Raw genomic sequence first — 26,648 nt, forward strand, 5'->3', positions numbered from 1 at the left:
TTACCTTACAAAATACTAACTAACTAAACAAATGAAAAAATTCCCGAATGCGCTAGTCATTATGATTGGGTTTATTTTTCTTTCTACAATTTTAACCTACATAATTCCACAAGGTCAATACGAAAGAATTACCAATCCAGAAACGAATCAAGTAACCGTTATTCCAAATTCCTATAAATTAGTTAATGCAGCACCAGTTTCTATTTTAAAAACAATGTTATCTATTCCTGAAGGAATAGTAGATAGAGCTGATTTAATTGCGCTAATTCTTTTAATTGGAGGCTGTTTTTATGTGATTGAAAAAACAGGAGCTCTAAAAGAAGGAATTACTTACTTAACAATAAAACTCAATGGTAAAGAAGAGGTCGTGTTAATATTAGTTTCGCTTATTTTTTTAATCGCAGGTGCACTTATGGGTTTGCAAGAAGAAATAATAGCAATGATGCCTGTTTTACTCTATTTAACTTCACGTTTAGGTTATAATGCTTTTGTAGCTATTGCTATAAGTTTTGGTTCTGCAATTTTAGGCGCTTCGTTTAGCCCAATTAATCCATTTGCTGTTGTAATTGCCCAAAAAGAAACCGGTTTAGAGTTTCTTTCAGGAAGCGGATTTAGATTAATAATATTGTTTGTTGCTTTTGTATTTTGGATGTTTATGATTATTAGATATGCAAATAAAAACAAAATTGAAAAGCTTGTTGAAACGAATGAATTGGTTGAAAAAGTAAGCATCAGAAGTATTCTAATTTTAACACTAGTTGGAGTAGCTTTTGTTGTTTTAATTATTGGAATGATGAAATATAACTGGGGATTTAACGAAATGTCAGCTGAATTTTTTGCACTTGGAATACTTGTTGGTTTAATTGGTAAATTAGGAATGAACGGTACTATTGAAACCTATATTGATGGTTTTAAAGAACTAGTTTTTGCAGCTATGATTGTTGGTTTTGCAAGTAGTATTTCAATTATTTTAAAGCAAGGAATGATTATAGATTCAATTATTTATGGTTTGTTTAAACCAATGCAATACTTACCCAAAAGTTTAGCAGCTATTTCTATGATGATTTCTCAATCGGTATTGCATTTCCCAGTTTCAAGTTATTCTGGTCAAGCCATTTTAACGATGCCTATATTAGCTCCATTATCTGATTTAATAGGGGTTTCTCGGCAGGTTTGTGTATTAGCTTATCAATATGGAGCTGTAATGACGGATTTAATTTACCCAACACAAGGTGCTTTAATGGCAATTATAGCCATTGCAGGAATACCTTTTGATCAATGGTTTAAGTTTATTTTTAAATTTACGTTGGTAATATTAAGTGTTGGAGCTATAGCTATTATTGTTGCAGTTTTTATTGGTTTTTAAATTTTTCATGAATAATTATTGAGTTATTTTTACGCTTCAATTATGAAGGATTCTTTAAAAATTAAAAAGAAATTATACGAAGCTTGTTTGTTATTTGTGAATGAAAAACAAAACACAGTAACTACAAGTATTGAGTCTAACAAAAGAGCTTTGTTTTCTGAAACTAAAAGTTCTGCGGGTGATAAACATGAAACAGGTAGAGCAATGTTGCAACTTGAAATGGAAAAAGCAAGTCAACAATTAGTTGTTATAAACCAAATGAAAGTAGTTTTAGATAAAATTAATATTAAAAATTCTTCAGTAATTAGCTGTTTGGGAAGTTTAATTAGAACAAATAAAGAAACTTATTATTTAGCAATAAGTGCTGGAAAAATCACAGTTGAAAATACAGACTTTTACGCTGTTTCAACAAATTCTCCTATTGGAAAACAATTATTAGGAAAAAAAGTTGGAGAAATTATTCCATTTAATGAAGCTAAAATTTTGGAGATATATTAAATAAAAACATCGTCATTACGAGGAGTGAAACGACGAAGTAATCTGTTAATTAGGATATTGTCAGGCTGAACTTGTTGAAGACTTTAAATGAAACTTCGACAGGCTCAGTTTGACAAAATGAATATTTTTTAAAATTTCTACCCCTTTATTTTAGTTTTACTAGGCAATTCTTTAAAGCCCATATTGTAAAAAGTAAAGCCAAAAATATCGGCATATTGTTCAATAGTTTTTGAAACAGGTGTTCCCGCACCATGGCCAGCGTTAGTTTCAATTCTAATTAAAGTAGGATTAGTACCAGCTTGTTTAGATTGCAACTCAGCCGCAAATTTAAATGAATGCGCTGGGACAACTCTATCATCGTGATCACCAGTAGTAATTAACGTAGCAGGATATTCAACACCTTCTTTTATAGTGTGGACAGGTGAATACCCTATTAAATATTCAAACATTTCTTTCGAATCTTCAGCAGTTCCATAATCATAAGCCCATCCAGCACCAGCGGTAAATGTATGATAACGCAACATGTCCATAACTCCAACAGCCGGTAAAGCTACTTTCATTAAGTCTGGTCTCTGAATCATAGTTGCACCAACTAATAAACCACCATTAGAACCACCTCTAATTGCTAAATATTCTGATGAGGTATACTTGTTTTCAATTAAATACTCAGCTGCAGCAATAAAATCGTCAAAAACATTTTGCTTTTGCATTTTTATACCAGCTTTATGCCACGCTTTACCATATTCACCTCCACCGCGTAAATTAGGAACTGCATATACACCGCCTTGCTCCATCCAAACAGCATTTGCAATACTAAAACTTGGAGTTAAACTAATATTAAAACCTCCATAACCGTATAAAATAGTTGGGTTTTTTCCATTCAACTCAGTTCCTTTTTTATAAGAAATTATCATAGGTATTTTTGTACCGTCTTTTGAAGAATAAAATACTTGTTTAGATTCAAAGGCATCAGAATCAAAATCTATCGCAGGTTTTTTATACAATTCTGAAATTCCTTCAGTAGGTTTAAATGAATAAATAGAGCCAGGAGTTATATAATTTGAAAAGGAATAATAAATAATTTTAGCAGCTATTTTTCCGCTAAAACCACCTGCAGTTCCAATCCCAGGGAGTTCAATAGCTCTAATTAATTTTCCATTAAAATCGTACTGTTTTACTTGAGAAACAGCATCAACCATGTATTTTGTAAAAATAAAACCACTTGCAGTTGAAGGTGTAAGTACATTTTTAGTTTCAGGAATTACATTTACCCAGTTTTCAGAAGTTGGCTTGTTTGAATTTACCTTAACAATTCGCTTATTTGGAGCATCTAAATTGGTAACTAATAATAATTTTCCATCTTGATTATCTAACACATACGTATCATAATCAAATCCTTGAATTACAGGAATTATTTTGCTGTTAGATTTTGATAAATCTTGAAGATATAACTCGTTTCCAGAAGTAGATTTTGAAGCTGTTATAGATAAAAACCTACCATCTTCCGTTACTAAACCATTTACATATCTGTATTTTTGTGTTTCACCAAAAATAATTGGATCATCTTTTTGTTTGGTTCCTAGCTTGTGATAAAACAACCTATGTTGATCTGTTTTTGCTGAAAGTTCACTCCCTTTAGGTTTTTCGTAACTAGAATAATAGAAACCTTCGTTTCCTCTCCATGACATTCCACTAAATTTAACATCAACAATAGTGTCTTCTTTTATTTCTTTTGAAATAGCATCCATCACAATTATTTTTCGCCAATCTGAACCACCTTCAGAAATAGCATAAGCAACGGTATTTCCATCTTTTGAAAATGACAAACCACCTAATGAAGTTGTGCCATCTTTAGAAAAAGTATTGGGGTCTAAAAATACTTCAGGCTTTTCGTTTTCTTGATGTCTATAAATTACATATTGATTTTGCAACCCATTATTTTTGTAAAAATAAGTATAGTCACCTTCCTTAAAAGGTGCTCCAATTTTTTCATAGTTCCATAGTTTTTCAAGACGGCTTTTAAGTTCTTCTCTATATGGGATTTTTGATAAATAATTGAACGTAACTTTGTTTTGTTCACCAACCCATTCTGCAGTCTCATCAGACATGTCATCTTCTAACCAACGGTAAGGATCTTTAACTTCTGTACCAAAATAATTGGTAACAGTATCAACTTTTTTTGTTGTAGGATATTTCAATTGCACATTGCCTTTTTTAGGTTCAGAATTTTTACATGAAAACATAAAAACTCCAGCCATTGTTAATAAAAGAAATTTTTTCATTGTTTTGTTTTTTGAATCTAACAAATTTAACTAAAAAAGGCATACTCAATTGAGTATGCCTTTTTAATTTTTAGTTAAGTGCTAAAAGTTAAAACAGTATTTTTAATTTACTCCAATTACTGTAAATTAATATGATATTTATAAGAGTTACAATTGCCGCTGGCCCTATTCCTGCAGGTGCTAAAAATAGATGAAAGAAAATCATATTTACAGATATTGGTGCTAAAACAACTAATGCTAATGGTACCCATTTTTTAATAAGAAGCAATAATCCAACAAAAACTTCAGTAGCCCCAACTAATTTAAGCATATAGCCCGATGCCATCATTGCACCCATTAGATTTCCTGCAGCTTCAGGCATTTCCATATGAGGCATAAAATCTAGAAACTTGTTGGCGCCAAAAACCACTAAAATTAGTCCTAAAAGTAATCTAAGTGCCATTGTTAATTTTGAATTCATAATATTAAAGTTTTAGTTTATAATTAATTGATTAAGTCGTTAAATTACAAAATTAATTACAGATGTAACTTAAGTTACTATCATATTGTAAGTTTTTATGTCACTTTGTCGTCAAATAAAATGGCATTAAAATTGCTTTATTATTAAAAATAAATTTTAAAAGATGACTGAATTTTTAACAAAACAAGCCTTTTTAGAAAAGGTTTTTAATTTCGAAAAAAATAAAGAGTGGAAGTTTGAAGGTGATTTACCTTGTATTATTGATTTTTATGCAGATTGGTGTGGGCCTTGTAAAGCTGTTGCTCCAGTTTTAGAAGAATTAAGTAATGAATATGAAGGTAAAATAAATATTTTTAAAGTAGATACTGAAGCAGAACAAGAGTTAGCTGCAGCGTTTGGAATTAGAAGTATTCCTTCTATATTATTTGTACCAAAAGAGGGTGAACCTCAAATGGCGCAAGGAGCACTTCCAAAACATCAATTAGAACAAATTATTGGAGATGTATTAAAAGCTTCAAAATAATCCCAATAAACCCCAAAAGTAAAAAGCCGCATATTATGCGGCTTTTTTATTGACTATTTAGGATGTTAAATCAAGTTATTTTCAATTAAATACTCGCCAATTTGAATAGTATTTGTTGCTGCTCCTTTACGTAAGTTATCAGCAACAATCCATAAATTTAAAGTGTTTGGTTGCGATTCATCTCTTCTAATTCTACCCACAAAAACTTCATCTTTATTGTGTGCATAAAAAGGCATTGGGTACGTATTTGTATCTAAATTATCTTGTACAATAACACCAGGAGTTTTGTGTAATAGATTTCTAACTTCATTTAAATCGAAATCATTTTCAAATTGAACATTTACAGCTTCAGAATGCCCACCAGCAGTTGGAATACGAACTGCAGTTGCAGTTACCGAAAAAGATTCATCACCTAAAATTTTCTTAGGTTCTTTTACCAATTTCATTTCTTCTTTTGTGTAGCCATTTTCTAAAAATACATCACAATGTGGAATTGCATTTCTGTTGATTGGATAATGATATGCCATTTCACCTTTAATACCTTTTGTTTCATTTTCCAATTGTTGAACTGCTTTTATACCAGTTCCAGAAACTGATTGGTAGGTAGAAATTACTACACGTTTCATGGTATATTTTTTATGCAAAGGCGCTAAAGCCATGACTAATTGAATAGTTGAACAATTAGGATTTGCAATAATTTTATCTTCCTTAGTTAATACATCTCCATTAATTTCAGGCACTACTAATTTTTTTGTTGGATCCATTCTCCAAGCCGAAGAATTATCTACAACTGTACAACCAACTTCAGCAAATTTTGGGGCCCAAATTTCAGAAGTTGTTCCGCCTGCAGAAAACAACGCAATATCTGGATGCGCATCAACAGCATCTTGTAAGCCAATAACCGTGTGTTTTTTTCCTTTAAACTCTAATTGTTTACCGATAGATCTTTCTGAGGCTACCAACAATAATTCTGTAATTGGAAAATTTCGTTCTGCTAAAACCTGTAATAGTACATTTCCCACCATTCCGGTTGCACCTACAACTGCTACTTTCATTTTTCTATCTTTAAATTTCACTGCAAATTTTATAAAAAAAGACGATAAATCAACAATAATCAATAATAATTAACAAATAAATATTTTTTTGTTAAAAAGAGAGTTCACTTTAGTTATCAGTTTAAAATAAAACAAAATGCTATTTTTATAGAAAAAGGAATAATTTTTGATGCAAATAATAACATTTGCCTTAAAAAATCAACCATGAAAAAATTTATGCTATTTTTATTTTTTACACTTTCATCATTTTTAACGTTTTCACAATATATTGAGGGTAAAGTTGTAGATGCAACTACTAACAAACCTATTGAAGGAGTTCATGTGTTTATGAAAGGAATTAATAGAGGAACCTTAACAAACGAAAAAGGAAATTATTATTTAAAATTTCCATATAAAATGATTAAAAGTGATATTATTCGTTTTTCTCATATAGCATACGAAGAACTTGAAATTCCTTATGTTTCAAGCAATAAAAACTATAAAGTATACTTAAAAGGTGATTTAAAAAAGCTGAAAGAGGTTAAAATTTCAGGAAAAATAAATTTTAAAAAGATAATTTCTTATAAAAAATTGTCACCAATGAAAAATGGAGTACACTCATTTGGGTCTGTGTTAAATGACGGTAAAATTTATGTAATAGGTGGGGATGCTTCCTATAAACGGAATGATTTAAAAAAAATGTTGAGCTATGATGACCCGGATAAGCCTATCTCTGATTTTTTTAAAACAGGTAATATTTATTCAAAAGAAAGTTACAAAGGAGATTTTCAAGTGTATGATGTAGCGTCTGACACATGGTCAATTGATAAATTAAAATTTAAAAAGAGAGCCTATCATGCTATACATTTTTATAAGAATAACTTATATATTTTAGGAGGTAAAAATCTTTCGCCTAATGGTAAATTTGAATATTTAGATGATAAAATTGAAGTATATGATATTGAAAATAATACTATAAAAATTGATAATACTAATCCACATCAAACTGCTAGTTTTGCTTCATTCACCTATAAGGACAATATAATTGTAATGGGTGGATCTACTAAAATAAATAATTTTGGAGTAAAGCAATACTCTAATAAGATTCATTTTTATAATTTAAAAACGGGGAATTGGTTTCAATTAGGAAGTATGCCAATAGCTAAAGAGCCTTGTGGTGTTTTAATAGATGATAAAATTTATTTAATAGGAGGATTTAATAACAAACCATTATTGGCACTAGAATCTTTTGATTTGATTACGCAGAAATGGAAAAAAGAAGGAGAACTTTTTTATGGAGTTAGTAAACCTGCAATAACGCATAAAGAGAATATCATCTATTTTTTTAATGATGGGAAAATCAACACATATAATATAATAACAAAAGAATTGAACGAATATTTTATCGATTTATCTTTGGAAGCTTCAGAATTGTATTACGCTAATAATAAATTATATATACTTGGTGGTTTAAGATCAAATACCTATTCTCAATTTCCATCGAAAGGACTTTTTAGTATTGATATTAGCGAATTTAACAACACTAGAATTCATAATTCAAAAATACTTTAGGTTTTTAAAAGATAATAGATGTAAGTTTTTCTTTAGCATTGGCCTAAACAATTGACCATTTTAGTATAAAAATTTCTCAAATCAATAAATTCAGACTTCTAAATTTTTATAAAATTATGTGGATAATCTGGCATACGATTCTGAAAAGTTAAAATAGATTCTTTTTTAATCACACCATTATCAACATTAATAGCTTTTTGAATTGTAGGATTATTTATCCAACTTTTATGACCTTCTAAAATTATTGGTAAATAAAAAATTAGCGCTGCAGATATTGATCTTGAAGCACTTTCCCATAGGTAACTAGGAGTATGATCAACCGCATAATAGTCAATGTTATCTATATTCAGCATTGGTTTTTTAAAAGTTGTAGGTTTTGCAAAATAGAATCCCATACCTTCGTCGCAACTTACATCAATAATTAAACTTCCTGGTTTTAAACTATCTTTTTCTTCTTCTGTTACAAAATCGATAGGATTGTCAGTATCCTGATAGGTGCCATTAATAATAATTTCAGATTTACTAATTAAATCGGATAAAGGGCGAACTGTTCCATCATGTTCTATAGTTACCATTCTAGCCTCGCCATTATTACCTTCGCGGATACGAACATAATGTACAGCTAAAATTTCTTCACGTACTTCATGATCAGGTCTTTGAATACAAATTGTAATATCTGTAAAACCATGAGCTTTGAGTGCATAAATAGCACCACGACTAACGGCTCCAAATCCAAAAATAATTATTTTACGTTGGTTACCGTAATGACCATCAATACCTTTTAATTGTAATGCATGTATAACAGCACAATAGCCCGCCAATTCATTATTTTTATAAAATGTATGCCTACCTATATGACCATCTGGAGACCATACAAACATATCCTCAAAGGCTATTAGGGTTAATTTTCTATCAATAGCAGTTTGTGTAATGTCGCCTTGCTGTGCACAATGTGGATAACCCCAAATGAGTCCACCTTCACGTATTTCTTGTAAATCGGCTAATGTTGGTTTTGCAATGATAACTGAGCCAATTTCAGCTAATAAATCATGACGAGAAGCAACTCCTCCTGCTTGCGAAATAAAAAAATCGTCATCCAAACCAAAAGGTGCACCATATCCCTTTTCAAAAATTAATTGTTTCCGGATATCTTCTGGTAAACGAGATAGATGATCTGGATGAATTGGCACACGTTTTTCATCTACTTTTTTTGAAGTTCCAATAACTCCTAATGTTCGTTTTTTCATGAATTCTACTTTGTTAGTTTTGTTATAAAACAATTTAATGTCAACCTGATTATCTGTTATTCAAAGAGAAATCATTTGCAGAAGTAAAAAACTATATTATTTATAGTGGCAAAATGTAGTAATGACTGATTGAAATCAAAAATGGTATAAACCTTTTGTAAAGATACTCTATTTTTTTAAGAGATATTTGAATTTAAAAAGTGATGAAAATAGTTCATAAAAAACTAGTCTATAGGAATGGTTAAAAAAATTGCTAAATTAGGCAGATTAGAGAAAACCAATTAATTTACCTAGCTTAAACCAATTAAACATAGTTTTTAACGCCATTACACTATTGAAACACCAATAATTATAATAAAATATGTAATTTCGCCAAAAATCAAAAAAGGAATGACAACTACTGAAAAAATTGAGTTAATGGCTCCTGCCGGAAATTTTGAATCAATGCAAGCAGCTTTAGATAATGGTGCTGATTCTATATATTTTGGTGTGGAACAATTAAATATGCGAGCTAGAGCATCTATAAATTTTACGTTAGATGATTTACAGGAGATTTCAGATAGATGTAAAGCTAAAAATGTAAGAACATACCTTACGCTTAATACTATAATTTATGATCACGATTTAACTATTGTAAAAACATTACTTCAAAAGGCTAAAGACGCTAATATTACAGCAGTAATTGCAATGGATCAAGCAGTTATTGCTTCTGCGAAAGCTATTGGGATGGAAATACATATTTCCACCCAAATTAATATCACCAATATTGAAACTGTTAAGTTTTATGCCATGTTTGCTGATACCATGGTGTTAAGCAGAGAATTAAGTTTACGTCAAGTAAAGAAAATAACTGAACAAATTGAAAAAGAAAATATTTGTGGACCTTCAGGAAAATTAGTAGAAATTGAAATTTTTGGACATGGAGCTTTATGCATGGCTGTTTCAGGAAAATGTTATATGAGTTTGCACAATCATAACTCATCGGCAAATAGAGGTGCTTGTAAACAAAATTGCAGAAAAAAATATACGGTTATAGATCAGGAAACAGGTGTTGAAATGGAACTGGATAATGAATATATTATGTCTCCAAAAGATTTATGCACTATTGATTTTTTAGATGAAATAGTTGATGCCGGTGTAAAAGTTTTAAAAATTGAAGGAAGAGGTAGAGCGCCAGAATATGTAGCTAAAGTAATAAAATGTTACCGAGATGCTATTGATAGTATTGAAGTGGGAACTTATAGTAAAGAAAAAGTAATTAGTTGGATGCAAGAACTTGAAAAAGTATATAATCGTGGTTTTTGGAGTGGCTATTATTTAGGACAAAAATTAGGAGAATGGAGTAAAGGTTCAGGAAGTCATGCTACACAGAAAAAAGTTTATGTTGGTAAAGGAATGCACTATTTTCCAAAATCTAATATTGGAGAATTTAAAATAGAAGCTTATGATATTACTTTAGGCGATACTATTTTAATTACCGGTCCAACAACAGGTGCGCAAGAAATGGAAGTAAAAGAAATGTTTGTGAATGATGTCAAAGCAGAGAAAGGACAAAAAGGAGATTCTGTAACCATTCCATTAGAATTTAGAATTAGACCTTCAGATAAATTATATAAAATAGTTGAAAACAAAGTAGAAGCTTAAATGGTAATTATTACGTTACAAAGAGCCAAATGTATTGGTTGTAATTATTGTGTTGAATTAGCGCCTGCCCAGTTTCAAATGTCTAAAAAAGACGGCAAATCTGTATTACTTCATTCTAAAGAAAAAAAAGGCTTTTTTACTATTAAATCACCCGACGAAACTATTTTCAATTCGAGTATAAAAGCAAAAGAAGCTTGTCCAGTAAAAATTATTGATGTAAAGCAAACTTAAAAACAAGTTTTAAACGTTTTACAGTTAGTAATTTTAATTTATCTTTACAAATTAGTGAAGATTGTAAAATTGAATTTTCAATTTTACTTAACACCATAAAATTAGAAATATATGAGCTGTAATAGTTGCTCTTCAGATATAAATAGTGTACCAAAAGGTTGTAAAAGTAATGGAAGTTGTGCTACAGGAGACTGTGAAAAACTTACGGTATTTGACTGGCTTGGAAATATGTCGTTACCAACAGGTCAAGAACCTGTTAATGTAGTTGAAGTTCGTTTTAAAAATGGAAGAAAACATTTTTATAGAAATGAGGATAATTTACAAATTTCTATAGGGGATATTATTGCAGTTGAAGGAAATCCCGGACACGATATTGGTACCGTTTCTCTTACAGGTGAACTAATAAAAGTTCAATTAAAGAAAAAGAGAATTGAAATTGATAGTGAAGATATCAAAAAAATATACCGTAAAGCTACACAAAAAGACATTGATATTTGGACTGCAGCGCGTAATAAAGAATACGACACACAATATCGAGGTCGTGAAATTTTAGGAAGGCTAGGTTTAAAAATGAAACTCTCAGATATAGAGTATCAAGGAGATGGAAATAAAGCTACCTTTTATTATACGGCTGAAGAAAGAGTAGATTTTAGACAATTAATTAGGGATTTAGCAAGTGCTTTTAATATAAGAGTTGAAATGAAACAAGTTGGCTTGCGACAAGAAGCAGCTAGGCTTGGAGGAATTGGTTCTTGTGGTAGAGAATTATGTTGCTCTACTTGGCTAACTGATTTACGAAATGTTAATACATCTGCAGCTCGTTACCAACAACTATCTTTAAATCCGCAGAAATTAGCGGGTCAATGTGGAAAATTAAAGTGCTGTTTAAATTATGAATTAGATACTTACTTAGATGCATTATCTGGTTTTCCAAGGCAAGATATTATTTTAAAAACTGAAAAAGGAGATGCTACTTTTATTAAAATGGATATTTTCAAAGGCTTACTTTGGTACACCTACAAAGAAAATAGAGTAAAGTGGTATAAACTCACTTTAGAGCAGGTTAAAGAAATTATTAAATTGAATAAAGATAATGAAGTAGCACACTCTTTAGAAGAATATGAAGCTGATTTAATTGAGGTTGCAAAAGTAGCGTTTGAAGATGTTGTTGGGCAAGATAGTTTAACAAGGTTTGATGCTCCAAAACGTAAAAAGAAAAGGAACAATAGAAATAAATCTAAAAATTCAAAAAACCAACAAGCAACAACCCAAGTTCAACAAAAAAATAATAGAGCAAGAAAAAAACAGCAGCCAAATCAGCACAACGAAGCTCAACCACAACGAAAAATGAACCCAGATCAACAGAGTAAAAAACCGAATAGAAATAAAAAAAGAAGACCACCAAGAAAAAGTGCAAACGATACTAAAAACACATAAATACATATCCTTTTTTATAGGCACACTCTTATTATTTTCTTGTGATTCAAACATGATTTATGATCAATACAAGTCTATTGAAAATCATCAATGGGATTCAGAAAATAATATTTCTTTTATTGTAAGTAATTTAGATACTATTTCTACTAGAAATGTGTTTATTAATATTAGAAACAATAAAAACTACGAGTTTAGCTCGTTATTTTTAATTACTAAAATGGAATTCCCTAGCGGTTATAAAGTAGTTGATACTTTAGAATATGAAATGACCGATTCTTTTGGAAATTGGTTAGGTTCAGGTTTTACAGATATTAAAGAAAATAAATTATTTTATAAAGAAAATGTCATTTTTTCTGAAAAAGGAGCGTATAAATTTAATGTTCAACATGCAACAAGAAGCGTTCATGATATTGAAGGTAAAATACCTTTAAAAGGAATTACAGATGTTGGTTTAAGAATAGAAAAAGTTAAATAATGAAAAAAAAGACAACAATTAATAATCCGTTTTCTAAATATATAAAATGGTTTTGGATTACTATTTTAGGAGGAACTTCGGCAATAATATTGTTATTTTTATTAGCTTCTTGGGGCGTTTTTGGAGCATTACCTTCATTTGAAGAATTAGAAAACCCAGAACATAATTTAGCGACTGAAGTAATTTCAATTGATGGAAAAACTTTAGGAAAATATTTTAAAGAAAATAGAACTCCAGTAAAATATAAAGATTTACCAGAAAATTTATTAAAAGCCTTAGTTGCTACTGAAGATGAACGCTTTTATGAACATTCCGGAATCGATTTTAAATCAAGTGTTAGAGCTATTATTAAGCTTGGTAAAGGTGGTGGAGGTAGTACAATTACACAACAATTAGCAAAACAATTATTTCATGGTGAAGGGTCTAAAAATTTACCAGAAAGAATTCTACAAAAATTTAAAGAATACGTAATTGCTATTCAATTAGAACGTCAATATACCAAACAAGAAATTTTAACAATGTATTTAAATAAGTACGATTTTTTAAATTTAGCGGTTGGTATTCGATCAGCATCTCGCATTTATTTTGGTAAAGAACCTATTGATTTAACAGTTTCCGAATCTGCAATGTTAGTTGGGATGTTAAAAAATGCTTCCTATTTTAATCCACTTAGAAGACCAAAAAAAGTAAAAAATCGTAGAAATACGGTTTTGGGTCAAATGTTTAAAAATAAATTTATCACCAAAATAGAGAAAGACACCTTACAGAAAAGAGGCTTAGGTTTAGATATAAATAAGGAAACTCATAGTGATGGTTCTGCAACTTATTTTAGAGAATATTTACGTAATTTTATGAATACGTGGATTAAAAACAATCCAAAACCTGATGGAACAGAGTATAATTTACATCGTGATGGATTAAAAATTTATGTAACTATAGATTCACGTATGCAAAGTTATGCTGAAGATGCAATGAAAGAACATATGTCTAATCTACAACGAATATTTTTTAAAGAACAAAAAAGAAATAAAACAGCACCGTTTTACGATTTAGATAAAAAACAAATTGCAAGTACCATGAAACAAGCAATGAAACGTTCTAATCGGTGGAAACGAATGAAAAAGAATGGAGCTACTGAAAAACAAATTAAAGCTTCGTTTAAAGAGAAAACAGAGATGAAAATATTTTCATGGAAAGGAGATATTGATACAATTATGTCTCCAATAGATTCTATTCGTTATTACAAACATATTTTAAGGTCTGGGTTATTATCTATTGAGCCACAAACTGGTCATATAAAAGCTTGGGTTGGAGGTATAGATTACAAATATTTTCAATTTGATGCTGTAAAACAGCAAAAACGTCAAGTAGGTTCTACATTTAAGCCATTTGTGTACGCTACAGCTATCAATCAATTGAATTTATCACCTTGTGATAAATTTCCAAATACATTGTATACAATTCCAAAAGAAAAATATGGAATGCCAGAAGATTGGACTCCTAAAAATGCAGGAGAAAAATACGGAGGTGAATTAACTTTAAAGCAAGCATTAGCTGGTTCTGTAAACGTAATTACTGCAAAATTAATTGACATGGTAAACCCAAAAAACGTAGTGAGTTTAGCTAAAAGAGCTGGTATAAAAAGTGATATTCAAGCGGTTCCAGCAATAGCGTTAGGTTCGGTAGATTTATCATTGTATGAAATGGTTGGCGCTTACGCAACTTTTGCAAATAAAGGCTTACAAGTTGAACCAATGATGTTACTAAAAATAGAAGATAAAAACGGAACAGTTTTAGAACAGTTTATACCAAATTCTAAAGAAGTTTTAAGTGAAGAGTCGGCCTATGTTATTATTAATTTGTTAGAAGGTGTTACAGATGCAGGTTCTGGTATTCGTTTAAGAACCAAATGGGGATCATATCCCGACAATGTAGCTACAGGTTACCCTTATGAGTTTACAAACCCTATTGCTGGTAAAACAGGAACTACACAAAATCAGTCTGATGGTTGGTTTATGGGTATAGTTCCTAATTTAGCAACTGGAGTTTGGGTTGGAGCTGAAGATAGAGCAGTCCATTTTGCTGGAATTACTTATGGACAAGGAGCTTCTATGGCATTACCTATTTGGGCGTTATATTATAAAAAAATGTATGCAGATTCAACGTTAAATGTAAGTAAGGAAGAGTTTGAAAAACCTAAAAACTTAAGTATCAGAATAAATTGTGACGAAACGAATGAAGAGGGTGAAAAATTTGAAAATATTATAGAGGAAAATCCAGAATTTTAATAATAACAATGAGTGTAAAACCTTTTTGGAAGCCATCAAAAAAAATTATTGAACAAAGCAACATTTTTAAAATGATGCAAGCTAATGGTTTTGAAAATTATCAAGATTTTTGGAAATGGTCTGTTTCAAATAAAGAAGATTTTTGGGAAGCAACAGTTAATAATTTAGGAATTAAATTAACTAAAAAATACACTTCAATTTTAGATATTTCAAAAGGTGTTGAAAATTCTGAATGGTTAAAAAATGCGAAACTTAATATTGTAGATTCTTGTTTTCAGAATGAAGATGAAGCTACTGCAATTATTTTTCAAGAAGAAGGAAAATCAATTCAAAAAATTACTCAAAATGAGCTTTTAAAGTTAGTAAATCAAATTGCAAATGGTTTCGTTGAGTTAAGTTTAAAAAAAGGTGATAAAATTGCCATTGATATGCCAATGACTGTTGAAGCTGTTGCTATTTATTTAGCAGGAATAAAAGCCGGAATGCCAATTGTTACCATTGCAGATAGTTTTACACCAAACGAAATAGCAGTACGTTTAAAAATTACAGCACCAAAAGTAATTTTCACACAAGATGTTTTACAAAGAGCAGGTAAAGAATTACCACTTTTTCAAAAAGTTTGTGAAGCAAAAGCACCAAAAGTGGTGGTTTTAAAAGTTTCAAGTAAAAATATTTATTTAAGGGAAAATGATTTACTTTGGACTGATTTTTTAAGTTCAAAAACTGAATTTATAACAACAATTCAAAAGCCAGATGATATAATTACAATCCTATTTTCATCTGGGACAACGGGTGAACCAAAAGCAATTCCTTGGACACATACAACACCAATAAAAGGAGCAAGTGATGGTTACTATCACCAAGATATTCAAAAAAATGATGTGGTTTGTTGGCCAACCAATTTAGGTTGGATGATGGGACCGTGGTTAGTATTTACAGCCTTAATTAATAAAGCAAGCATTGCATTGTATTACGGTGCGCCAATGGGTGAAGGTTTTGGTGAGTTTGTGCAAAACGCAAAAGTTACGATGTTGGGTGTAATTCCAAGTTTCGTAAAACATTGGAAAACATCTAATTGTATGGAAAATTACAATTGGAACAATATAAAATGTTTTAGTTCAACAGGTGAAATTTCAAATCCTTCAGAAATGGAATATTTAATGCAACTAGCTAATAATAAACCAGTTATAGAATATTGTGGTGGCACTGAAATTGGTGGAGGTTACGTAACAAGCACTGTTGTACAACCAAATATTGCAAGTACATTTTCAAGTCAGGCATTGGGAGGTGAGTTTGTTTTGTTAGCTAAAAACAATCAAAAATCAACCATGGGAGAATTGTTTTTAATACCTCCAATTATGGGATTGTCTAATACGCTTTTAAATAGAAATCATTTTGATGTATATTATAAAGATACACCAACATATAAAGGGCAATTATTACGCCGTCATGGAGATGAATTACAACAATTAGAAAATGGTTATTACAAAGCTCAAGGAAGAGTTGATGATGCTATGAATTTAGGAGGAATTAAAGTAAGTTCAATTCAAATAGAAGCTATTTTAAATCGGTTAGAATTTATAAATGAAAGTGCAGCAATTGCGGTTTCACCAAAAAATGGAGGGCCAAGTTTATTGGTTGTTTATTATGTCGAAATTGCTTCAAATTTATCAAATGAAAACCGTTTAAATGAAGTAAGAACGGGTATTAGAAAACAATTAAATCCATTATTTAAAGTAACTGACTTGATAAAAATAAACACATTACCACGCACGGCTTCTAATAAAGTAATGCGTAGAAAATTAAGAGATTTATACGAAAACAAATGAAAATAATATCGTACAACGTAAACGGAATTAGAGCCGCTTTAAAAAAAGGATTTATAGCTTGGCTACAAGCTGCAAACCCAGATGTGGTTTGTATTCAGGAAACAAAAGCACATAAAGAACAACTAGATTTAAGCTTGTTTGAAGATGCTGGATACAAGTATCATTATTGGTTTTCCGCACAAAAAAAAGGCTACAGCAGTGTTGCAATTTTATCAAAAACTGAGCCTAAACACATTGAATATGGTACAGGAATTGAAACGATGGATTTTGAAGGTAGAAACCTTCGTGTAGATTTTGAAAATTTTTCTGTAATGAGTTTGTATTTACCTTCTGGAACAAATGATGCTCGTTTAAATTTTAAGCTAAATTATATGGCTGAATTTCAGGAATATGTGAATGATTTAAAGAAAGAAATTCCTAATATAATTATTTGTGGCGATTACAACATTTGTCATGAAGAAATTGATATTCATAACCCTAAAATGAAAGGTGTTTCAGGATTTTTACCTATTGAAAGAGAGTGGATTGGAAAATTTATAGATAGTGGTTTTATAGATTCGTTTAGATATTTAAATAAAGAACCACACCATTATTCTTGGTGGAGTTACAGAGCAAATGCCAGAAATAATAACAAAGGTTGGCGTATAGATTATAGTATGGTAAGTGAGCCAATGAGAGATAGAATTAAAAGAGCCTATATTTTGCCAGAAGCAAAACATTCGGATCATTGCCCTATTGTTGTAGAAATTGATTAATTTAAAAGAAAAACCAGTAGTATGTTTAAAAAAATAATAGTTTTAGTTGTTGCAATAGCTACATTAAGTTCATGTGTTTCTAAAAAGTTGTACCAAGAATTAGACCGTAAATACGAAAAGTTACAAGAATCAAATTCATCATTAATTCAAGAAAAAGATAATTTATTGGCTTCAAAAAAAGAGTTGGTGGCTAATTTAGAAAAACTTCAAAACCAGTATGATGAGTTATCAATTAAAAGAGAAATTTTAGATAATGAGTTTGTTTCACTTCAACATAAATATAAAAATTTAGATGAATCATACAACCTACTTTCAACACAAAGTTCAAAAAAATTAGCTGATGAGTCTAAAAAAAATCAAGAATTATTAGTACAACTAGAAGAGAAAGAACAAAACCTTGTTGCAGAAAGTACACGTTTAGAAAAACTTCAAAAAGAGTTAAATCAGCGTTCACAACAAATTACAGAACTTCAAACTTTAATTGATGCAAAAGAAGCTCAAATGCAACAATTAAAACAAGCAATTTCTAATGCTTTACATAATTTTGAAGGTAAAGGGTTAACTGTAGTTCATAAAAATGGAAAAATTTATGTTTCTATGGAAAATAAATTATTGTTTAACTCAGGAAGTTGGGCAGTTGGAACTGAAGGTAAAAAAGCAGTGGAACAATTAGCAGGTGTTCTATCTGAAAATAAAGATATTCAAGTATTAATTGAGGGTCATACGGACAATGATCCATACAAGGGAGAAACGTTATTAGATAATTGGGATTTGTCTGTAAAAAGAGCCACAGCTATTGTAAGAATTTTAAAGGGAAAAGGAGTGAACCCAACTCAAATAACAGCTGCAGGTAGAGGTGAATTTGTACCAGTTGACACTAATAAAACAAGTAAAGGAAAAGCAAAAAACAGAAGAATTGAAATTATTTTAGCACCTAATTTTGATGAAATTTCGAAACTTTTAAACGAATAGTAGTACATGAATAAATTACTAAATATTGTATTTTTATTAGTAGTTAGTTTCGGCTTTTCGCAAACGGAGGCAGATACGCTAAAACTTCAAAAAGTTGAAGACACTAAAGAATTGTTTTCAACTTCAGATACGTTATTTATAAAAAAATCAGATTCGTTAACATTAAAAATACACAAAGAAGCAACCTTAATTGATAGTTTGTGGCTAAATGAATTGATTAAATCGCCGTTGTATGACACTATTCAATATGTGTTAAGAGACGATGAAATTTTGGTAACTGATTTAGAAGAATTACCTACAGAGTTGTTAAAAGAACGATTGAAAGTTTTAGACAGCAAAACACCTTTTCATATTGAATACAACAAAAATTTAGAGCAAGTAATTAAAACTTATTTAAAACGAAGAAAATCATCATTTTCTAGCTTAATGGAAAAAGCACGTTATTATTTTCCAATGTTTGAAGAACAATTAGATAAATACGATATTCCTTTAGAAATGAAATATTTAGCTATTGTAGAATCGGCTTTAAAACCAAGAGCACGTTCGCGTGTTGGAGCAACTGGTTTATGGCAGTTTATGTACCAAACAGGAAAACAATTCGATTTAAATGTGAGTTCGTATGTTGATGAGCGTTCAGATCCTTACCGAGCAACTGAAGCTGCGTGCAAATATTTATCGAGTTTATATAAAATTTTTGGTGATTGGGATTTAGCGTTAGCAGCGTATAATTCAGGCCCAGGAAATGTAAGTAAAGCAATTAGACGTTCAGGAGGAAATAAAAATTATTGGAATATTCGACATAATTTACCACGAGAAACAGCGGGTTATGTTCCTGCATTTTATGCAACAATGTACATTTTTGAATATGCAAACGAGCACAATATAAAAGCAAAAGAAAGTACATTAATGTATTTTGAAACCGATACTGTTCAGGTGAAAAGACAATTAACTTTTGAACAAATTTATGAAACTTTAAATATTGATATTGAGGTACTTCAATACTTAAATCCACAATATAAGTTAGATATTATTCCTTATATAAAAGGAAAAAATTACACACTTTCTTTACCAGTAAAGGATGTTGGAAATTTTGTAAGTAATGAACAGCAAATTTATGCGTATGCAGCTGCGGAAGAAGCAAAACGAGAAAAACCGTTACCGAAGTATTTTGAAATGAATGACAGAATTCGTTATCGAGTTAAAAGTGGCGATTTTTTAGGTAAAATTGCTGAACGTTATGGAGTTTCAGTTTCAAAAATAAAGCGATGGAATAATATGAGAAGCACTCGTTTACGAATTGGACAACGGTTAACTATTTACCCTAGAAAACTAAATATTGTTTCTACTTCAAAAAAGATTAAAAAAACGACTAAAAAAGTACTGCCAAAAGGAGCGTTTAATACTTATATTGTTAAATCAGGAGATTCATTATGGTTAATTGCACAAAATTTTACAAATGTTTCTGTACAAGATATTAAAGATTGGAACAATATTTGGAGTGTTAAAAGTTTAAAACCAGGAACCAAATTAAAAATATTTAAAAAATAACATGAAAAATCTAGGAATTTTATTAGTTATAGTTTCTTTTTTAATTTCTTGCGATTCAGGAAATAATAAAAGAGTATTAAGTGGGGCAAACGGTAGAATTAACAATTTGCTTATTGTAATGAAAAATAGTGAATGGCAAGGTGAAATAGGAGATGAATTAAGAAAATTTATTGCAGAACCTGTTTTAGGATTACCTCAACCAGAAGCACAGTTTGAAGTTTCACAAGTGCCTTTAGAGAGCTTTGGAAGTATGTTTAAAGCAAGCAGAAGCATTTTAAATATTGGTATTGCTGATAAAAACTCTTTTACAATTGCTACGGATGTGTATGCAAGCCCTCAAAAAATAATTACTATTACAGGTGAAAACAAAGAAGAATTAATAAAGGAAATTCAAAAAAATAGTTCAGTAATTGTTTCTGAATTTAAAAAATCAGATTTAAGAGCAATAAGAAAAAAAATACTTAAAGAATATTGGAAGCCATCAACAATTGAAACATTTAAAAAACAAGGTTTCACGTTAAAAATCCCTAAAAATTATAGTAAAGTAGAAGATAATGGAAATTTTGTTTGGTATCGTTATCATTTATTTGGAGGAAATAGTATGGAGTTAATTTCTTATACAGTTCCAATTACCTCTGACGATGATGAAAACGGAAATAATATTGTAGCAATTAGAGATACTATGGGGAAAAAATATATTCCAGGTGAACTAGAAGGGTCCTATATGACTACCGAAGAAGCATATACACCTCATATTTTTGAAGTTAAATTAGATGGAAAAAAAGCCTTCGAAACTCGTGGTAAATGGGAAATAAAAGGAGTTTTTATGGCAGGACCTTTTTTAAGTTATACAGTTGTAGATAAACCAAATAATAGATTAGTTGTTGTAGAAGGGTTTACTTATGCACCATCTATTAACAAACGAGATTATATGTTTGAGTTGGAAGCTATTTTAAAAACCCTAAAGATTAATTAAAAGCGAACAATTACATAACCTTTTTTAGTTTTTCTATAATGTTTACCGTTCCACTTGTAATAACGGTGTCCTTTAATATAAACTACCTTGTGCGTTTTAGGTAATTTTTTTATAACCACAATTTTTGAAGGTGTTGTTCTAACAGTAGTTACACAAGAACTAAAGGAAATAGAAAATAGAAATAACAAGGTAAAATAAAAGAGTCTCATAACTAGTAAATTTAGATTTAGTTATAAGACTCTTCAACTTTATAAAGGTTTAATTTTACTTTTCCATTTTAGCCCAACTATCACGCAAAGGAACCGTTCTATTAAAAACTAAGTTATTTTCAGTAGTATCTTTATCTACGCAAAAATACCCTAAACGTTGAAATTGAAATCTCTCTAAAATTGTAGCAGTTTTTAAACTAGGCTCTACAAAAGCATTTATAACAGTTAAAGAATTTGGATTTATAAAGTCTTTAAAATCTTTGTCTTTATGCCCGTCAGGTGCTTCATCGGTAAATAAACGATCATAAACTCTAACTTCCGCTTTTAAAGCGTGTTTTACGGAAACCCAATGCAATGTTCCTTTTATTTTACGTTTGCTAGCTTCAGTTCCACTTCCACTTAAAGAATCTTCATCGTAAGTACAGTGAATTTCTGTAATAGTACCATTTTCATCTTTTACACAACTTTCAGCTTTAATAATATACGCATTTTTTAAACGCACCTCTTTTCCTAATTTTAAGCGAAAGAATTTTTTATTGGCTTCTTCTCTAAAATCTTCTTTTTCAATATAAATCTCACGAGAAAAAGGTACCGTTCTACTACCAAAACCTTCTTCATAATCGTTATAACTGGCATCTAAAAATTCCTCTTTTCCTTCAGGATAATTGGTAATTATTACTTTTACAGGATCTAAAACAGCTAATACTCTTGGTGCCGTTTTGTTTAAATCATCTTTTATACAATGTTCTAATAAAGCCACATCGGTTACGTTATCACGTTTAGAAATACCGGCAGTATCACTAAATGTTTTAATCGAGTTAGGAGTATAACCTCTTCGCCTTAAACCCGAAATTGTTGGCATACGAGGGTCGTCCCAACCACTTACAAGACCTTCTTCAACCAACTGGAGTAATTTACGTTTACTCATAACGGTATAACTTAAATTTCTACGAGCAAATTCGCGTTGTTTTGGACGTAATTTTGAGGCGTCATAAACTAGATTAACATACCAATCATATAAATCTCTATGACTTTTAAATTCCAAGGTACAAATAGAGTGTGAAATTTGTTCAAGATAATCACTTTCTCCGTGTGTCCAGTCGTACATTGGGTAAATACACCAATCGTTACCTGTTCTATGATGTGTTTTTTTAAGAATACGGTACATAATTGGGTCACGCATTTGCATATTTACGTGTTTCATATCAATTTTTGCACGCAACACATGCGAACCTTCTTTAAATTCCCTATTTTTCATTTTTAAGAAAAGTTCCAAATTTTCTTCAATACTTCTATCACGGTTTGGACTGTTAGTTCCAACTTCAGTAGGCGTACCTTTTTGTTTTGCCATTTCTTCTGAAGTTTGATTATCTACATACGCTTTACCTTCTTTTATAAGTTGTAAACTCCAATCATATAATTGTTGAAAGTAATTTGAGGAATATAATTCTTTATCCCATTTAAACCCTAACCAAGCAATATCTTGCTTTATTGCATCAACATATTCTTGTTCTTCTTTTGCTGGGTTTGTATCATCGAAACGTAAATTTACAGGTGCATTATACTTTAAACCTAGTCCAAAATTCAAACAAATAGAGGCCGCATGACCAATATGCAGGTATCCATTTGGTTCAGGAGGAAATCTAAAACGTAATTTTTCTTGAGGTAAACCGTTTGCTAAATCTTCTTCAATAATTTGCTCTAAAAAATTAAGCGACTTTTTTTCTTCATTCATAATACAAAAACTAATAAGTTGCAAAATTATCGATTTTTTTTGGCAATGCAACTATAAATATTTATTTGGGCGTTTCCTTTCAGGTCGGGCTATCGCTACTCGCTTTTTTTAGTTGAAAAAACTAAAAAAGAGCTCAAACACATCGCTCTATCCCTAACGCGTGATTATTGTTTAAATTTTTTTTAAAAGTTGAATTGAGCAACCGTCAAGATTTCTCAAAAAAACTTAAAATTGTAATAATCAACACAAAGTAATTATATTTCTTAAATCTTTCAATTTTTTAATCCGTAATCTCAAATCTAAACTCTAAATTTGTAATTCGAAATCAGCACTTAAAATGGGAACAATTAAAATAAAAAATATTCGCATATACGCATACCACGGATGCTTAATTGAAGAAGGAAAAATAGGCTCAGATTATCGTGTAGACGTATCTGTAAAAGCAAATTTATCTAAATCTTCAAAAACCGACAACCTTTCAGATACTGTTGATTATGTGTATTTAAACAAAATAGTAAAAGAAGAAATGGCTATTCGTTCTCAGCTATTAGAAGAAGTTGCAAAACGAATATTGGATAGAATTTTAAATGAAATTTCTATAGTAAAAAAGGCGAAAGTAGCAGTGTCAAAATTAAATCCGCCAATAGGAGGAAATGTAGCAATGGTAACTATAGAAATGTCTAAAAAAAGAAGATAATTTTATGTATAATTGAACATTTAAACAATTATCACAAAAAATCTTGCGAATAAATTAAAAATACTTAAATTTGCAATCCAAATAAGGCGTCGTGGCCGAGTGGCTAGGCTGGGCTCTGCAAAAGCTCCTACAGCGGTTCGAATCCGCTCGATGCCTCAACAAAAACCTAAGCTGTAGCTTAGGTTTTTTGCTTTTCTTTAACATTTTCTTAAGTATAATTTCATGTATATTTGTACATATAAGATTATTGAATGAGAATATACCCAATTGAAACAGGGAATTTTAAGTTAGATGGTGGCGCTATGTTTGGTGTAGTTCCTAAAGTTTTATGGCAACGAACAAACCCAGCCGATAACAATAATTTAATTGATATGAGTCTTAGAACCATGCTTATTGAAGATGGTGACCGACTTATTTTAATTGATACTGGAGTAGGAAATAAACAGTCCGATAAGTTTTTTGGTTATTATTACATGTTTGGAGATTTCTCTTTAGATACTTCATTAGCAAAACATGGTTTTCATAGAGATGATATTACCGATATTTTTCTTACACATTTACATTTTGACCATTGCGGAGGGAGTATTCAATGGAATAAAGACCGAACAGGTTATGAACCCGCCTTTAAAAACGCTAAATTTTGGAGTAATAAAAACCATTGGCAATGGGCTGTAGAACCAAATGTTAGAGAAAAAGCTTCATTTTTAAAAGAAAATATCCATCCAATAGAAGCAAGCGGACAATTAAATTTTGTTCACTTACCTAAAGGAGATTTTCTTCAAAATTCAGAAGTAGGTTTTGATATTTTATTTGCGGATGGACATACCGAAAAACAAATGATTCCACATATTCAATATAAAGAAAAAATAATTGTATTTGTAGCAGATTTATTGCCAACAGTTGGTCATATCCCTTTACCTTATGTTATGGGCTACGATACACGCCCGTTATTAACCATGAATGAAAAACAAATATTTTTAAATAAGGCAGCAGATAATAATTATCTATTATTTTTTGAACACGATGCAACCAATGAGTTATGCACTGTAAAACACACCGAAAAAGGAGTGCGATTAAACCAAACATATAAATTTAACGAAGTATTTAATTAAAATAAGTAATAATGAGAATAGTAAAATCAATTTATGTAGTAGCATTATCTGCTATTACTTTAGCAAGTTGTAGTTCTGTTAAAAATTTAGCAGTACCAACTATGAATACAACGGTATCAATAGCAGCAAAAAAAGGAGCAATAGGAGAAGAAGAATTTAACCATTGGGCACATGCAGATTTAGCAACAGACACTATTCCGGGTATGAGTTTAGATAAAGCTTATAAATTTTTAGAAGGAAAAAAAGGAGTGACAGTAATAGTTGGAGTTATAGATTCAGGTATTGATATCAATCACGAAGATTTAAAAGATAATATTTGGACTAACCCTAAAGAAATTGCAGGTAATGGAATTGATGATGATAAAAATGGGTATGTAGATGATATTCATGGTTGGAACTTCTTAGGAGGAAACGGTGTTGGAGCTCCAGAGCAATTAGAAATTACACGTTTGTATGCAAAGTATAAAAATCGTTTTGAAGGTAAAACTGCCGAAACAATTAGTGAAGATCAAAAAGCTGATTTTGAAAAGTATCAAGAATACTTAAAAGCGTATGAAGCGAAATCTTCTCGTCATTTTAAAACAATGGAAAGATTAGCACAAATTGAAGCTAATTTTGCTGCAGTAAAAACCTTTTTAGGAAAAGATAGCTTTACACTTGAAGATTTACAAGCTGTAAAAACAGAAGACCAAAAATTACAAGCTCAAATAGGAGATGTTTTAGGTTTGTTTGGAAGAGGTTTAGATGAAAAAGCATTTACGGAATATTATGAAGGTCAAAAGAAAAACAAAAGTTATGATTTAACTTTTGATGGAAGAGCAATTGTTGGTGATAACCCAGAAGATATAACGAATACCAATTATGGAAATGGAAACGTAATCGGCTCTACAGAAAGTGAATCACATGGGACACATGTTTCAGGAATAATTTTAGCAACTCGTAACAATGGTATTGGTTTAAACGGTGTTGCAACAAATGCAAAATTAATGGCAGTTAGAACTGTTCCTGATGGTGATGAGCGTGATAAAGATGTAGCATTAGCAATTAGATATGCTGTTGATAATGGAGCAAAAGTTTTAAATATGAGTTTTGGAAAAAATTGGTCACCAAATTCTGAATGGGTATTTGATGCTATTAAATATGCCGAAAAACATGACGTATTATTAGTGCATGCAGCAGGAAACGATAATAAAGATATTGATGTAAAACACAATTGGCCAAATGATTCAGCTGATAAAGTAACTGAATTTGCAGACAATATGATTACAATTGGAGCTATGAGTTCTAATTATGATGAAAATTTACCAGCTACATTTTCAAACTTTGGAAAGTTAAATGTAGATGTTTTTGCACCTGGAGTACAAATTTATTCTACAATACCAAATAACAAGTATGCAAAATATAGCGGAACATCAATGGCTTCTCCAGAAGTAGCAGGTGTTGCTGCTTTAGTAAGATCGTACTACCCACAATTATCTGCAAGTCAGGTGAAACATATTATTATGAATTCTGGAACTAAATTAGATATAGATGTAGTACTACCTGGATCTAAATCAAAAGAAAACCCTGATGGTAAGAAAGTGAAATTTTCTGAATTATCAATTTCAGGAAAAGTAGCAAATGCTTACAATGCATTAGTTTTAGCTGATAAAATGGTACATAAAAGATAACAAACTATAATATTTTGTTAAAAAAGCACATTCTGTAACGAGTGTGCTTTTTTGTTTACTAAGGTTATGATTATATTGCAGAAAAAGA

General features: G+C 30.5%; 23 protein-coding genes and 1 tRNA gene. 18 read left to right on the forward strand and 6 right to left on the reverse strand.

Annotation, left to right across the window (positions count from 1 at the left end):
* Window positions 1-31 precede the first annotated feature (31 nt).
* Both QM495_RS01565 and QM495_RS01570 read left to right on the forward strand, forming a co-directional pair.
* On the forward strand, window positions 32-1,366 hold the full coding sequence (locus tag QM495_RS01565; RefSeq protein ID WP_408670348.1) for a YfcC family protein: 1,335 nt from the start codon (window positions 32-34) through the stop codon (window positions 1,364-1,366).
* A gap of 42 nt (window positions 1,367-1,408) precedes the next feature.
* Window positions 1,409-1,864: a 3-oxoacyl-ACP synthase gene (locus tag QM495_RS01570; RefSeq protein WP_408670349.1), complete on the forward strand. Its 456-nt coding sequence runs from the start codon at window positions 1,409-1,411 to the stop codon at window positions 1,862-1,864.
* A gap of 137 nt (window positions 1,865-2,001) precedes the next feature.
* Here QM495_RS01570 and QM495_RS01575 read toward each other — a convergent pair whose 3' ends face one another.
* Together QM495_RS01575 and QM495_RS01580 are read right to left on the reverse strand one after the other, a co-directional pair.
* Entirely contained in the window at window positions 2,002-4,146 is a 2,145-nt protein-coding gene (locus QM495_RS01575) for a prolyl oligopeptidase family serine peptidase (RefSeq protein ID WP_408670350.1), read from the reverse strand.
* Window positions 4,147-4,234: 88 nt separating this feature from the next.
* A complete protein-coding gene (locus tag QM495_RS01580; protein WP_408670351.1) occupies window positions 4,235-4,606 on the reverse strand; it encodes a DoxX family membrane protein in 372 nt (123 codons plus the stop codon).
* A 163-nt stretch (window positions 4,607-4,769) separates the two neighbouring features.
* On the opposite strand from QM495_RS01580, the gene trxA reads away from it, so the two are divergent.
* Window positions 4,770-5,129: a thioredoxin gene (trxA, locus tag QM495_RS01585; protein ID WP_408670352.1), complete on the forward strand. Its 360-nt coding sequence runs from the start codon at window positions 4,770-4,772 to the stop codon at window positions 5,127-5,129.
* 65 nt (window positions 5,130-5,194) lie between these two features.
* On the opposite strand, the gene QM495_RS01590 is transcribed toward trxA, so the two are convergent.
* The gene (locus QM495_RS01590) at window positions 5,195-6,184 is read right to left on the reverse strand and encodes an aspartate-semialdehyde dehydrogenase (RefSeq protein ID WP_408670353.1); all 990 of its coding nucleotides are present in this window, start codon (window positions 6,182-6,184) and stop codon (window positions 5,195-5,197) included.
* A 204-nt stretch (window positions 6,185-6,388) separates the two neighbouring features.
* Between QM495_RS01590 and QM495_RS01595 the strand changes: the two genes are divergently transcribed.
* Entirely contained in the window at window positions 6,389-7,735 is a 1,347-nt protein-coding gene (locus QM495_RS01595; protein WP_408670354.1) for a carboxypeptidase-like regulatory domain-containing protein, read from the forward strand.
* 98 nt (window positions 7,736-7,833) lie between these two features.
* On the opposite strand, the gene QM495_RS01600 is transcribed toward QM495_RS01595, so the two are convergent.
* A complete protein-coding gene (locus QM495_RS01600) occupies window positions 7,834-8,982 on the reverse strand; it encodes a N(5)-(carboxyethyl)ornithine synthase (RefSeq protein WP_408670355.1) in 1,149 nt (382 codons plus the stop codon).
* A gap of 390 nt (window positions 8,983-9,372) precedes the next feature.
* Here QM495_RS01600 and QM495_RS01605 point away from each other — a divergent pair, with 390 nt between their 5' ends.
* From QM495_RS01605 to QM495_RS01650, 10 genes are all read left to right on the forward strand, one after another.
* Window positions 9,373-10,626: a peptidase U32 family protein gene (locus QM495_RS01605; protein ID WP_408670356.1), complete on the forward strand. Its 1,254-nt coding sequence runs from the start codon at window positions 9,373-9,375 to the stop codon at window positions 10,624-10,626.
* Entirely contained in the window at window positions 10,627-10,857 is a 231-nt protein-coding gene (locus QM495_RS01610; protein WP_408670357.1) for a ferredoxin, read from the forward strand.
* Between the two features lie 111 nt (window positions 10,858-10,968).
* Window positions 10,969-12,294 carry a stage 0 sporulation family protein gene (locus tag QM495_RS01615; protein WP_408670358.1) on the forward strand — a complete coding sequence of 442 codons (1,326 nt, stop codon included), beginning with the start codon at window positions 10,969-10,971 and terminating at the stop codon, window positions 12,292-12,294.
* The gene (locus tag QM495_RS01620; protein ID WP_408670359.1) at window positions 12,269-12,769 is read left to right on the forward strand and encodes a gliding motility lipoprotein GldH; all 501 of its coding nucleotides are present in this window, start codon (window positions 12,269-12,271) and stop codon (window positions 12,767-12,769) included. Before QM495_RS01615 ends, QM495_RS01620 begins: the two co-directional genes overlap by 26 nt.
* On the forward strand, window positions 12,769-15,057 hold the full coding sequence (locus QM495_RS01625) for a transglycosylase domain-containing protein (RefSeq protein WP_408670360.1): 2,289 nt from the start codon (window positions 12,769-12,771) through the stop codon (window positions 15,055-15,057). The genes QM495_RS01620 and QM495_RS01625 overlap by 1 nt, the downstream gene beginning before the upstream one ends.
* 8 nt (window positions 15,058-15,065) lie before the next feature.
* Window positions 15,066-16,886, forward strand: coding sequence for an AMP-binding protein (locus tag QM495_RS01630; RefSeq protein ID WP_408670361.1), 1,821 nt, complete (start codon window positions 15,066-15,068; stop codon window positions 16,884-16,886).
* Window positions 16,883-17,641 (forward strand): exodeoxyribonuclease III, encoded by a 759-nt coding sequence (locus QM495_RS01635; protein WP_408670362.1) that lies wholly within the window; start codon window positions 16,883-16,885, stop codon window positions 17,639-17,641. The genes QM495_RS01630 and QM495_RS01635 overlap by 4 nt, the downstream gene beginning before the upstream one ends.
* Before the next feature lie 21 nt (window positions 17,642-17,662).
* A complete protein-coding gene (locus tag QM495_RS01640) occupies window positions 17,663-18,613 on the forward strand; it encodes an OmpA family protein (RefSeq protein WP_408670363.1) in 951 nt (316 codons plus the stop codon).
* 6 nt (window positions 18,614-18,619) lie between these two features.
* Window positions 18,620-20,161, forward strand: coding sequence for a LysM peptidoglycan-binding domain-containing protein (locus QM495_RS01645; protein ID WP_408670364.1), 1,542 nt, complete (start codon window positions 18,620-18,622; stop codon window positions 20,159-20,161).
* Window position 20,162: 1 nt separating this feature from the next.
* The gene (locus QM495_RS01650) at window positions 20,163-21,137 is read left to right on the forward strand and encodes a DUF4837 family protein (protein WP_408670365.1); all 975 of its coding nucleotides are present in this window, start codon (window positions 20,163-20,165) and stop codon (window positions 21,135-21,137) included.
* Here QM495_RS01650 and QM495_RS01655 read toward each other — a convergent pair.
* Window positions 21,134-21,346 carry a DUF6515 family protein gene (locus QM495_RS01655; RefSeq protein WP_408670366.1) on the reverse strand — a complete coding sequence of 71 codons (213 nt, stop codon included), beginning with the start codon at window positions 21,344-21,346 and terminating at the stop codon, window positions 21,134-21,136. The genes QM495_RS01650 and QM495_RS01655 overlap by 4 nt on opposite strands.
* A 55-nt stretch (window positions 21,347-21,401) precedes the next feature.
* The gene (locus QM495_RS01660) at window positions 21,402-23,081 is read right to left on the reverse strand and encodes a glutamine--tRNA ligase/YqeY domain fusion protein (RefSeq protein WP_408670367.1); all 1,680 of its coding nucleotides are present in this window, start codon (window positions 23,079-23,081) and stop codon (window positions 21,402-21,404) included.
* Window positions 23,082-23,418: 337 nt separating this feature from the next.
* Between QM495_RS01660 and folB the strand changes: the two genes are divergently transcribed.
* The 4 genes from folB to QM495_RS01680 all read left to right on the forward strand — a co-directional run bounded on the left by folB (window position 23,419) and on the right by QM495_RS01680 (window position 26,560).
* Entirely contained in the window at window positions 23,419-23,778 is a 360-nt protein-coding gene (folB, locus tag QM495_RS01665; protein WP_408670368.1) for a dihydroneopterin aldolase, read from the forward strand.
* Between the two features lie 85 nt (window positions 23,779-23,863).
* Window positions 23,864-23,934 (forward strand) — tRNA-Cys (locus tag QM495_RS01670).
* 95 nt (window positions 23,935-24,029) lie between these two features.
* Window positions 24,030-24,890 (forward strand): MBL fold metallo-hydrolase, encoded by an 861-nt coding sequence (locus tag QM495_RS01675; RefSeq protein ID WP_408670369.1) that lies wholly within the window; start codon window positions 24,030-24,032, stop codon window positions 24,888-24,890.
* Window positions 24,891-24,901: 11 nt separating this feature from the next.
* A complete protein-coding gene (locus QM495_RS01680; RefSeq protein WP_408670370.1) occupies window positions 24,902-26,560 on the forward strand; it encodes a S8 family peptidase in 1,659 nt (552 codons plus the stop codon).
* The last annotated feature ends 88 nt before the right edge of the window (window positions 26,561-26,648 follow it).

This window comes from Lutibacter sp., from assembly GCF_046055765.1.
GTDB lineage: Bacteria > Bacteroidota > Bacteroidia > Flavobacteriales > Flavobacteriaceae > Lutibacter.